Below are 11,666 nucleotides of genomic sequence, written 5' to 3'. Positions count from 1 at the left end.
CCGCAAGTGTACCGGAGCCCTTGTAGGGGTACATCCCTTTGGCGGATTTAACATGTCTGGTACCGACAGCAAGGCAGGGGGAAGAGATTATCTGCTTCTTTTCACCCAGGCGAAGCTGACCTCTGAGCTGCTTTAAATTATCCGATGGCTAACCGCTGCTACATTCTTTAGCCTCTTCGCTTGGCACAAACTCGAAGGCTGTCCTTAGTAAATTCTTTAGTTCCATTTGTATAGTTGGGTAAGCTCCTGGATAAGTGGTGAAGGTTAGTTATCGGATAAACCACGGTTTTCTTTCCAATATTAACAATAAGTCCGCTAAAACAAGGGTGAAGTTTCATGTTAAGCTACCTATTGTCATTTTTATTTTCGTTTTTTATTGTTTATCTACTGATTCCAGTCACAAGAACCGTGGCATTAGCTTGGGGATTGGTAGATGTTCCGAATTCAAGAAAACAGCATCAGCATCCAATTCCTTTATCAGGTGGGCTTGCTATATATCTTGGCTTAGCTATTTCCATGATGATATGGGTTCCCAAAACTGCTCTGTCATGGGTGATATGGATAGGAGGAGGTTTTCTTGTTTTGCTTGGTGTTTTAGATGACTGGTTTAAATCAAGGGGGCAGGAATGGGGACCGGTATGGAAGCTGTTGGGACAGATTAGTGTGGCAATCTTTTCTTTTATGATGGGTGTAGGATTTTGGGGGATGCAGACATATACGATGATGGATGTTCAATATATACTATTCCCGCAGTGGGTTTCACTTTTGGCAACGATCCTTTGGGTGGTTGCATTAACCAATATGATTAACTTTTTGGATGGCTTGGATGGCCTGGCTGCAGGGATCACGTCCATATCTGCTCTTAGTTTGTTTTTTATTTCAGTTGTGAAGGGACAGACCATCAGCGGATTGCTTTCGGTAATCTTAATTGGATCCAGCCTTGCATTTTTAAGACATAACTTTTTTCCGGCCCAAGTATTTATGGGGGATGCCGGCTCCATGCTATTGGGGTTTCTTTTAGCCGTTATTTCCCTTGACGGAGCGATGAAGGGAGCCACATTATTCAGCTTGCTGATTACGATCCTTGTATTTGGCGTTCCCATTTTCGATACGATACAGGTATTTTGGTCTCGGTTAAAGGCTGGCCGTCCCATTTATTTTCCCGATCGATCCCATGTACATCATCGCCTATTGGGGATTGGGCTATCCCAAAAACAGACGGTTCTTGTCCTTTACACGTTGGGCATTGGATTTTCACTCCTTTCCATATGGTTATTCTGGATTTTGATATTCTAACGATTCATCAAAGTGGATAAAATATAACGGAATAAACTATAGATGTGTTCGATCTATAGAGACTTAGTTCAAATGGGGATTTCAGGTTCTGGAAATACACAGAAGATGAAACCTGAAGTAAGATTTTTCGTATCAATAAGGTGAAATTTTTGATATGAAAATACATTTTCAAATCAATTTGTGACTCTTCTGGTCATGGATGTTTAGTTCCATCCTTACAGGTTATGTAAAGAATGAATGAAGGAAGGAGAAATGAAGATGATATTAACCACAACCAATACGATTCAAAACAAAGAGGTGGAAGAATACCTCGGCATCGTTACCGGGGAGGCCATTATGGGGGCTAATGTTGTAAGGGATTTCATGGCAAGCATCACTGATATTATCGGTGGACGCAGTGGGGCTTATGAAAACAAGCTAGCCGAAGGAAGGCAAATTGCCATCAATGAAATGAAGGAACAGGCCCGCAGAATGGGAGCTAATGCGATTGTTGGGATTGATTTGGATTTCGAAACGCTTCGGGATGGCATGATGATGGTTGTTGCTACCGGAACTGCGGTAAAGGTGAGGTGAAGTGATCAGAAGACTAACAGGTAATGGAGACTCCCATACGGAGTCTTTTTTCTTTGAGGGCTCCGTTCTTTAGACTTGAAGCGGACCCCAATACTTCCTGACGAACCCGACTATCGGACGTGGGAATCTTTAATTCCACATCATAGTTGAAAATGGTAATATATTAATTAATTCGCAAAAGTAGAGGTGATGATATGGAGGAACAAGCTTTGGGAAAAATGCATCGCAAGATTCCCCTTTCCGTTCAAGTACGCCGGTTTGTGTTTATTTTCTTTGGTGCTGTTTTAGTCTCCATTGGACTGGAATTATTTTTAGTACCTAATAATATTATTGACGGTGGAATCATCGGAATTTCTATTATCTTAAGCTATATCACCAATATACCCATAGGGACGTTTACATTTTTCCTTAATCTTCCTTTTTTGATTGTAGGGTATAAACAAATTGGAAAAAGTTTTGCTCTCTATACATTATTTGGTGTTGCAATTCTATCCCTAACCGTTAACCTTCTTCACGGACTGCCCACCGTGACGAAGGAACCCATATTGGCAACGGTCTTTGGGGGAATTATCTTGGGTGTGGGAGTTGGATTGATCATCCGCAATGGAGGATCCCTGGATGGGACAGAAATTGTCGCCATCCTGTTTAATAAAAAATTCCCCTTTTCCGTTGGAGAAGTGGTGATGTTTTTTAATATATTTATCCTTGGGAGCGCTGGTTTTGTATTCGGTTGGGACCGGGCCATGTATTCACTGATCACCTATTTTATCGCCTTTAAAATGATTGATCTGACCATCGAGGGCTTTGAGGAATCAAAGGCGGTTTGGATTATTTCAGATAAATCAGGGGAAATAGGAGAGACCCTGCTTGCCCGATTAGGTCGGGGAGTGACCTATCTGCACGGAGAGGGCGGATATTCGGGAGAAGGAAAGAAGGTTTTGTTCACAGTGATTACCCGTCTGGAATTGGCGAAGCTTAAATCAATCGTGGAAGATATCGATCCCAATGCTTTTCTGGCCATTGGCAATATCCATGAAACAAAGGGCGGGCAGTTCAAGAAGAAAGCTATTCACTAAGAACTTCCGTTTACAATAAAAGTGGAACTAAGTATTTACATCTCCGCAAATGAGTTCGGCGAAGGAGTGATTAAAGTCTGAGAAAATTCTTTATTTCCATATAGTTGTGAGATAAGTAGCACTAAGATATTCACCAACGGACTTATGTTTTTGTTTACCGAATGACGGAATAACCCAGTTTGACAAAGGATGTGCGCAACATTTCCCGATCGGTTTGTCCAGGGACACATATCAGGGTCACTTTTCCCGTAGTGGGATCAATATAAAATTCCCTGACTCCACGAATAGAATTGAATTGATTGAACACGGTATTCTTATTCGTATTTATCCATTGTTGATTTTTAAACTCGGAAATCCAAAAGCTTACAATATTTTGGCCAAAAGCTCCACCGCCACACATGCTAACCCCCCCATACAAGCAGCTATTCGGCAGATATTATGTTAATTTAGGGTCGTGACTTCGTACCGCTGCTCTTAAGATCTATTATGCTGGTATCGGGATTTTTTTGCAATATTCAGCGAAATATAATTTTAATATCTGTGGTTAATCATTAAAGGTGCAATGACAGAAAACCTTACATTAAATATTTAAACCTTTGCCGGGCATGGTTGCGATGCCCTTTTTTCTTTGATATCATCTTAATATTGATTGTGAATTGGAGGAGTGAGGAAGATGGCCATTTCTAAGAAAGAAGTTGAGCATGTGGCTAATCTGGCCAGGCTGAATTTAACCGATGAGGAAAAAGAAACATTCACCAAACAACTGGATGCCATATTGGAATTTGCCAATAAACTAAATGAGCTGGATACGGAATATGTTGAACCGACCAGCCATGTACTACCCATCTCCAATGTGTTGCGTGAGGATGAGGATCGTCCATCCCTGCCTGTAGAAGATGTAATCAAAAATGCTCCGGATCATGAGGATGGTCTGATTAAAGTGCCAGCGGTATTGGAAAGTGAATAGGAAAGCAGTAATCCAAAATGAATATGGGTTGGTATAAGGGAGGGTTTAAGGTGGAAATATTTCACAAGCGAATAGAAGAGATACATAGCGATTTGGTTAATAAAGAATATTCGGTTCAGGAATTGGTGGAAGTCTCTTTTGACCGAATTAAAGAAGTAGACGGTAAAGTAAAGGCCTTTCTTACTTTGGATGAAGAAGGAGCCAGAGATAGAGCAAAGAAGCTAGATGAAGAATTGTCCAGGAATGAAGAGTTAGGTATCCTGTTTGGGTTGCCGGCAGGAATTAAGGATAACATTGTTACAGAAGGAGTAAGGACAACCTGTGCCAGTAAAATATTGGCTAACTATAATCCCATCTATCACGCATCTGTAATGAAAAGACTTCATGCCGGACAAGCCATCATGGTTGGAAAAACAAATATGGATGAGTTTGCTATGGGCTCATCAACGGAGAATTCAGGATTCCATCCTACCTTTAATCCTTGGAACTTAGATCATGTACCTGGCGGATCCAGCGGCGGCTCAGCTGCTGCTGTGGCGGCAGGAGAAGTCTTTTTCGCATTGGGTTCAGATACGGGGGGTTCCATCAGACAGCCTGCCTCTTATTGTGGTGTAGTTGGACTTAAACCTACCTATGGATTGGTTTCAAGATTTGGGTTGGTTGCCTTTGCATCTTCACTGGACCAAATCGGGCCGCTCACAAGAACGGTGGAGGATGCGGCTTATGTATTACAGGTGATTGCTGGACATGATACCTATGATTCCACCTCTGCCGATGTGGCGATACCGGATTATATTTCAGCTCTAACTACCGATGTAAAGGGGCTAAAAATTGCAGTACCAAACGAATATCTGGGTGAAGGGGTAGATTCAGAGGTTAAAGAAAAGGTGAAGGAAGCTTTAAAAGTGCTGGAAGGATTGGGCGCCGCAATTGATGAGGTTTCTCTTCCTCATTCTCAGTATGCCGTTCCAACCTATTACCTGATCGCTTCATCTGAAGCATCTTCCAATCTGGCTCGTTATGACGGAGTTCGTTATGGTGTTCGGGCAGATCAGGGGTCCAATTTAATGGATATGTATAAGGAAACAAGAAGCCAAGGTTTTGGTGAAGAAGTAAAAAGAAGAATTATGCTGGGAACTTACTCATTAAGTTCTGGATACTACGATGCTTACTATCTGAAGGCCCAAAAAGTAAGGACATTAATTAAACGGGATTTTGAACAGATTTTTGATCAATATGACGTGGTCATCGGGCCGACGGCCCCTACCCCGGCCTTTAAGATTGGAGAGCAAACCGATGATCCACTGACCATGTACATGAACGATATTTTAACCATACCCGTTAATTTGGCGGGAATACCAGCGATCAGTGTACCTTGCGGTTTTGTAAACGGTTTGCCGGTAGGATTACAAATCATTGGGAAAGCCTTTGATGAATCAACGATACTGCGTGTTGCCCATGCCTATGAGCAGCATTCTGATCATCATAAGGTTCAACCTGCATTGTAAAGGGGGATTGGTCATGGGTACAACTTATGAAACAGTCATTGGTTTGGAAGTTCATGCGGAATTATCTACAAAATCGAAGATTTTTTGTGGGTGTTCCACTGAATTTGGAGCTCCCCCAAACACGCATACCTGTCCGATCTGTTTGGGACATCCTGGGGTGTTGCCTGTTTTAAACAAACGTGCTTTGGAATTTGCTATAAAAGCAGCACTGGCCCTAAATTGTGAAATTTCAACAGAGAGCAAATTTGACCGGAAAAATTATTTTTATCCCGATTTGCCGAAAGCGTACCAAATTTCACAGTATGATAAGCCCATTGGCAAAAACGGGTGGATTGAGATCGAGGTGAATGGAGCAAAGAAACGAATTGGCATCACCAGACTTCATTTGGAAGAAGATGCAGGCAAGTTGGTTCATGCCGACGGATCCTATCATTCACTTGTTGATTATAACCGTGTCGGTGTTCCCCTTGTTGAAATTGTATCAGAGCCGGATTTGCGTTCTCCTGAAGAAGCCAGGGCTTATTTGGAAAAACTGAAGTCCATTCTCCAATATACTGAAGTATCCGATGTAAAGATGGAGGAAGGATCTTTAAGATGTGATGCCAATATTAGCCTCCGTCCGAAGGGACAGACAACATTTGGCACCAAGACGGAATTGAAAAACATGAACTCCTTTCGGGGAGTTCAGCGAGGACTGGAATATGAAGAGAAGCGTCAAGAAGAAATTCTTTCTTCTGGTGGAGAAATTATTCAAGAAACTCGGAGATGGGATGAGAATAGCGGCAAGACGATTGTCATGAGAGGAAAAGAAGAGGCCCATGATTATCGCTATTTCCCAGACCCTGATTTGGTTCTTCTTACCATCGACCAAAACTGGATTGAGGAAATAAGAAAAACGATCCCAGAGCTGCCTGATGAAAGAAAATTAAGGTATACAAAGGAATATGGGCTGCCGGACTATGATGCATCGGTATTAACTGCTTCGAAGGTCATTTCTGATTTCTTTGAGCAGGCTGTCAAGACGGGTGCAGAGGCCAAATTAGTCTCCAACTGGATGATGGGAGATGTCCTTGGGTATCTGAATGCCAATGAACTGGAAATAAAGGATGTAAAATTAACCCCTGAAGGCTTGGGGAAAATGATACAAATGGTTGAAAAGGGGACAATCAGCACAAAGATTGCAAAGACGGTCTTCAAAGAGATGATGGAAACCGGAAAAGATCCTGAAGTAATTGTAAAAGAACAGGGATTAGTCCAAATCAGTGATGAAGGTGCTTTGCGAAAAATCGTTGAAGAAGTATTGGAGCAAAATCCTCAATCCATCGAGGATTATAAAGCAGGGAAGGAACGGGCCATTGGGTATTTGGTTGGACAAGTGATGAAGCAAACCAAAGGTAAGGCGAATCCTCAGATGGTGAACCAGTTATTAAAGGAAGGGCTTAAGAACAGGTAATTATTTTGGAAAAAATTGCATGTTTATGATTTCTTTTTTTGCACACTCTATAGATGTCGGGTACGTAACGGTTGAGCGAAGACTCATTTATGTTCCTGCGGGGGTATAAATGAGTCGGCCAAAGGTTGTATACAGGTCATTTGGGCTTGTATACAGCCGGAGGGAAGATTCTATACGGTTGGGAAAGGCTTCATTATCATCAAAACGGATGGTAATGGGGTCCCAACCAATCGTATAGGGTCGAGCGAAGATTATACAGAGTGCCGCAGGCTCATTCCCATGAGTTAACAGTCCTATCGGGTCGAGAGATCCGGTAAGGCTGTACAGGTATTCTGTATAGTCGAACGACCGATCATCATGGGTGCTGAAATGTTTGGTTGCAGTCGAAAGATTGCAGCTGGGTATGAAGGTATTCATGATGGTCCAAGGTAGATCGTTACGTGCTCGGCATTTATTTTAACTTACCTCCGAAAGAAGTCTCCCACTACTGAACGTGAAGGTGCGGAAGCACCAGTGAAAGTGGGAGATGAATTTTGGTTAGACGTAGCCTAAAGTTGTCTCTTTTTTTTTGTGCTATGATATAATCAGTCTTAGATAAATGAAAGGCTGTAATATCAATGAAATCAGACAATAATAATCATTCAGTGTTCTTGTTGTATTACCATCTTGTTCTGGTTGTAAAACATCGCAGAAAAGTGATTGACGATGCCATATCTGACTATGCTAAAGATATGTTTGTTCGATTGGGTGAGAATTACAATATCTCCTTAGTCGAATGGAATCACGATATTGACCATGTGCATATTTTGTTCAAAGAACATCCGAATAGTGAAATATCAAAGTTCATCAATGCCTGTGAACTACTCACCACTTAACGTGTCCACGTTTGAAGTGGGAGCTTCCTAAACAAAGATTAGAGATTTGTTTCAAGCGAAGTTTGGTATTGAAGTTTCCACCTAATGGTTTAGGCAACCCTTATTCGCTTTGGATGGTTCACGCATCCATTATCCCTCACTGCTTGTATCAGATAGGGAATACCTGTATAGGCTTGTCTTAGAATATTAAGACTACCGTTAATATCTGCATTTATCAGTTGATTTTGATTGGTGCAAAATAGCCCCCTCTTTATTCGTCTGTTTTTGTTGTAATATTCTTTGGTGACAGGCTCCAGGTCAATGGCAAGGCGAGACAGTCATACACAACCAACGTAGTCAACGGAAACATTATGCTTTTGGATGGCTATATCAAATTACCGAAACTGAAACTTGTAAAGATAAAGCAGCATCGAGAAATTCCATCATGCCATATCATCAAGTCTTGTACGGTTTCTCGAACAAAAACAGGAAAGTATTATGTTTCTATTCTTACTGAATATGAACATCAACCTGTACAAAAAGAAGTACAAGCTGTTGTTGGCTTAGATTTTTCCATGAACGGTTTATTTGTCGATAGTGAAGAAGGTAAGACAGCCAATTACCCTCGTTTCTATCGCCAAGCCTTGGAAAAATTAGCGAAGGAACAGCATATTCTATCACGCAGAAAGAAAGGATCTACAAAGACCTTATAAAGGACTTTAAGGTTCTTTTTTTTATTATTAAAAAGATGGAAATAGTCGTACAATGTATCTTGTACGACATATGACAAGATATATGGAGGAGGGCACCATGAACAAAATAGCAGAAAATCAACAAATTATTCAGTTGTTTTTAGAAACTAAATGTCGCAATTCGTCTTATACATATCGCAATTATAAAAGATCATTGGATATGTTTCATCAATTTATCGGTAACAAATCTTTTACTGAAATTACCTGGAGAGATGTACAAGAATTTAAGCTGGCTTTACAAAGAGGGGATTTTTCAAAGTGCGTGAAAGAATATTCTTCTGCAACGATTGCTGGGATTCTAGCTCCCATTCGTTCATTTTTTAAGTGGGGTTACGAGCCGAATATTCGGGTTTTTTCCTATGATTTTTCTACCTGTATTAAATTGCCCAAAATAGACATTCGAAGCAAAAATCACTTTTTAACAAAACGTGAAATTCATTTATTTTTACTCCAACTTAAAGCGCAGAGTCATAGAGATTATATGATGGGTTTGATTTTTGTCTTAATGGGTTTACGGGTGTCTGAACTGATTTCTATTCGCTGGAGTGATTTTTATTATGATGCAACAGAAGAACATATCTGGTTATCTGTTAGAAAGGGAAAAGGAAATAAAAGTAGAGAAGTGAAGGTTCCTAAAAAACTGTGGAGGTTGCTAAAAGAATACGATTTACGGCAGGAAAAAAATAAACATGATAGCCTGCTGTTTCCCTTATCTGTAAGACAAGTGGAAAGAGTAATTGAAAAAGCGAGAAAAAATTCTAGTATCAATAAAAAGATAACACCGCACTGGCTTAGACACACAAATGCGACTATGGCTTTGCTTAATGGAGCAACCTTACAACAAGTACAGGCCAATTTGGGCCATTCCCAAATAATAACGACTCAACGATACCTGCACACAGTGGAGCAAATAAATAAATCAGCACCTGATTATGTAGAGGAAAGTTTGTCTGAAAGTGTGTATTTGTAAAATTATGTCGATTTGTTTTGGAAACTGTAGATATTTTGTGAAAATTAATTTACAATGGTCGTAGAATGTATCGGTTAACATCTTACAAAACTACAGCATGTCGTACAAGATACATTGTACGACTATTATATTTTAACACCTTGATTCGTGCAAATGTACTAACAATGTTTGATCAACCAACAACTAAAAACCAGAAGTGTTCCTTATGTCCAGATGGAGATCACCAGATCATGGTGAAAGAGGTGATGGAATGAAAAGAAATAAAAACATACTTATAAGTAAAGAAAATATTGCTCTTAAAATTTCTGCTATCTATGTAATCTTCGGAGGACTGTGGATTTTACTATCTGATAAACTAGTAGATTCATTAGTAAAAGACAAGGTGATATATACCTGGATTCAACTGCTGAAAGGATGGTTTTTTGTTATAACTACCGGTTTGATTCTGTATTTGCTTATGAAACGGGGAGTTGAACAACTTGTAAAAACACAAAAGGCTCTTAAAGATTCTGAGAATAACCTGCTTCTTTCAAAAGCAGTGTTTGACCATTCTGTTGAAGGAATTATGGTTTGTAATTCAGAGGGGGAAATTCAACTGGTTAATCCGGCTTTTACCCGAATTACGGGCTATTCACAAGAAGAAGTGATCGGGAAAAATCCTAGCATATTAAAATCAGGAAAACAGACAAAAGAGTTCTACAAAAGTATGTGGAGCACATTGCTACAATTTGGTCATTGGCAGGGAGAGATTTGGAACAGGAGAAAGAATGGAGAAATATACTTGGAATGGATTACGATAACTGCCGTAAATGAAAATGAAGAACCCCAAAACTTTATCGCTTTCTTTAGGGATATCACAGAACTGAAAGAGAAGGATGAAATCATAAAATATCAGGCTTATTATGATCAACTAACGGGCTTGCCAAACCGCCGCATGTTAAACGAACAATTAAACTTAAAGCTATCCCAAAACCAAGATGATCAAAAGCTTGCCATTTTGATTCTTGATTTGGACCAATTTAAATGGATTAATGATGCATTTGGACACACATTTGGGGATGCCCTATTAAAAAACATGGCAGTCAGGTTAAAGGGGTTGTTTGATGATGATATTTTCCTCGCCCGTCTTGGCGGAGACGAATTTATTTTGCTTATAGAAAATACGCCTTCTCGACATGTTTCCTTCTGTAAACACGTAGAAATCATTGCACAAAAGGTACTCAAAATGTTGGACAAGCCGTTTATGATTCAAGAGGAAGAAATTATTGTAACAGCAAGCGTTGGAATTAGTTTATTTCCTGATGATGCAAAAGATATGGACACCCTGTTAAAAAATGCCGATGTTGCATTGTATCGAGCTAAAGATCATGGAGGAAATACGTATCAATACTATACGGATATCTGGAGCGATGATGGATTAAGACAACTCACATTACAAAAACACTTACGAAAAGCATTAACAAATAAAGAATTTATCATACATTATCAACCAAGAATAGATATTCGATCTGGGAAAATAAATGGCATGGAGGCATTGCTTAGATGGAAAAATCCGAAGGAAGGATTGATTTCTCCAACTGAATTTATCCCTTTAGCTGAAAAAACCAACCTCATTATTCCTATTGGTGAATGGGTAATGCGAACTGCCTGCAAACAAAATAAGAAATGGCAGGATATGGGTTATCCTCCGATAAGGGTTTCAGTAAATATTTCTCCCCGCCAATTACAGAGAGATAATTTAATGGAAATGGTACACAATGCCCTGAAAGAATCTGGACTTCAACCGCATTATTTGGAAATCGAAATCACCGAAAGTGATATTATGAAGAATCCTGAGAAAAACATTGAAATGTTAACTCAATTAAAGGAAATGGGAGTTCATATTTCCGTAGATGATTTTGGTACAGGATATTCTTCCCTCAATTATTTAAAGCGGCTCCCCATCGATACCTTAAAGATTGACCGAAGCTTTATCAAAGACATTGATACTGACCGTGACAACGCAGCAATTGTTGAAGCTATTATTACCCTTGCCCATCAATTACATTTAAAGGTGGTTGCAGAGGGAGTAGAAACCAAAACACAAGAGGCTTTTCTGCAAAAGAAGTGCTGCGATGAGATTCAGGGATATTTATTTAGCAGGCCGGTTCCAGCTGAAGAATTTGAAGAGATGTTAATATTGGAAAAATGTATATAGTCCCCCTTCAAAGCAAAGAA

10 protein-coding genes and 2 pseudogenes are annotated in these 11,666 nt (G+C 39.9%); 10 read left to right on the top strand and 2 right to left on the bottom strand.

Annotated elements, in window-relative coordinates:
• Positions 1-336: 336 nt before the first annotated feature.
• The 3 genes from L1765_RS08360 to L1765_RS08350 all read left to right on the top strand — a co-directional run bounded on the left by L1765_RS08360 (position 337) and on the right by L1765_RS08350 (position 2,945).
• Positions 337-1,296: an MraY family glycosyltransferase gene (locus L1765_RS08360; protein ID WP_236406279.1), complete on the top strand. Its 960-nt coding sequence runs from the start codon at positions 337-339 to the stop codon at positions 1,294-1,296.
• 258 nt (positions 1,297-1,554) lie between these two features.
• Entirely contained in the window at positions 1,555-1,869 is a 315-nt protein-coding gene (locus tag L1765_RS08355; RefSeq protein WP_236406278.1) for a YbjQ family protein, read from the top strand.
• Between the two features lie 218 nt (positions 1,870-2,087).
• Positions 2,088-2,945: a YitT family protein gene (locus L1765_RS08350; protein ID WP_407942235.1), complete on the top strand. Its 858-nt coding sequence runs from the start codon at positions 2,088-2,090 to the stop codon at positions 2,943-2,945.
• Between the two features lie 154 nt (positions 2,946-3,099).
• On the opposite strand, the gene L1765_RS08345 is transcribed toward L1765_RS08350, so the two are convergent.
• Positions 3,100-3,345, bottom strand: coding sequence for a hypothetical protein (locus L1765_RS08345; protein WP_236406276.1), 246 nt, complete (start codon positions 3,343-3,345; stop codon positions 3,100-3,102).
• A 273-nt stretch (positions 3,346-3,618) separates the two neighbouring features.
• Between L1765_RS08345 and gatC the strand changes: the two genes are divergently transcribed.
• The 3 genes from gatC to gatB are packed head-to-tail and all read left to right on the top strand — an operon-like array spanning position 3,619 to position 6,873.
• A complete protein-coding gene (gene gatC / locus L1765_RS08340) occupies positions 3,619-3,912 on the top strand; it encodes an Asp-tRNA(Asn)/Glu-tRNA(Gln) amidotransferase subunit GatC (protein ID WP_236406275.1) in 294 nt (97 codons plus the stop codon).
• 50 nt (positions 3,913-3,962) lie between these two features.
• A complete protein-coding gene (gatA, locus tag L1765_RS08335; RefSeq protein WP_236406274.1) occupies positions 3,963-5,420 on the top strand; it encodes an Asp-tRNA(Asn)/Glu-tRNA(Gln) amidotransferase subunit GatA in 1,458 nt (485 codons plus the stop codon).
• A 13-nt stretch (positions 5,421-5,433) separates the two neighbouring features.
• Positions 5,434-6,873 (top strand): Asp-tRNA(Asn)/Glu-tRNA(Gln) amidotransferase subunit GatB, encoded by a 1,440-nt coding sequence (gene gatB, locus L1765_RS08330; protein ID WP_236406273.1) that lies wholly within the window; start codon positions 5,434-5,436, stop codon positions 6,871-6,873.
• Positions 6,874-6,960: 87 nt separating this feature from the next.
• Here the strand turns inward: gatB and L1765_RS08325 are convergent, their stop codons facing one another.
• Positions 6,961-7,290 (bottom strand): hypothetical protein, encoded by a 330-nt coding sequence (locus L1765_RS08325; RefSeq protein WP_236406272.1) that lies wholly within the window; start codon positions 7,288-7,290, stop codon positions 6,961-6,963.
• A 200-nt stretch (positions 7,291-7,490) separates the two neighbouring features.
• Between L1765_RS08325 and tnpA the strand changes: the two are divergent.
• From tnpA to L1765_RS08305, 4 genes and pseudogenes are all read left to right on the top strand, one after another.
• Positions 7,491-7,727, top strand: a pseudogene (gene tnpA, locus L1765_RS08320) (IS200/IS605 family transposase); the annotation flags it as partial.
• A gap of 326 nt (positions 7,728-8,053) precedes the next feature.
• A pseudogene (locus L1765_RS08315) lies at positions 8,054-8,431 on the top strand (transposase); the annotation flags it as partial.
• Between the two features lie 106 nt (positions 8,432-8,537).
• The gene (locus L1765_RS08310) at positions 8,538-9,449 is read left to right on the top strand and encodes a tyrosine-type recombinase/integrase (protein WP_236406270.1); all 912 of its coding nucleotides are present in this window, start codon (positions 8,538-8,540) and stop codon (positions 9,447-9,449) included.
• 250 nt (positions 9,450-9,699) lie between these two features.
• A complete protein-coding gene (locus L1765_RS08305; RefSeq protein WP_236406268.1) occupies positions 9,700-11,646 on the top strand; it encodes a putative bifunctional diguanylate cyclase/phosphodiesterase in 1,947 nt (648 codons plus the stop codon).
• Positions 11,647-11,666: the final 20 nt, after the last annotated feature.

It is taken from the genome of Microaerobacter geothermalis (assembly GCF_021608135.1).
GTDB classification, from domain to species: Bacteria; Bacillota; Bacilli; order DSM-22679; family DSM-22679; genus Microaerobacter; species Microaerobacter geothermalis.
Note: the sequence above shows the minus strand (reverse complement) of the source record. Positions and strands in the feature narration are given on the sequence as shown.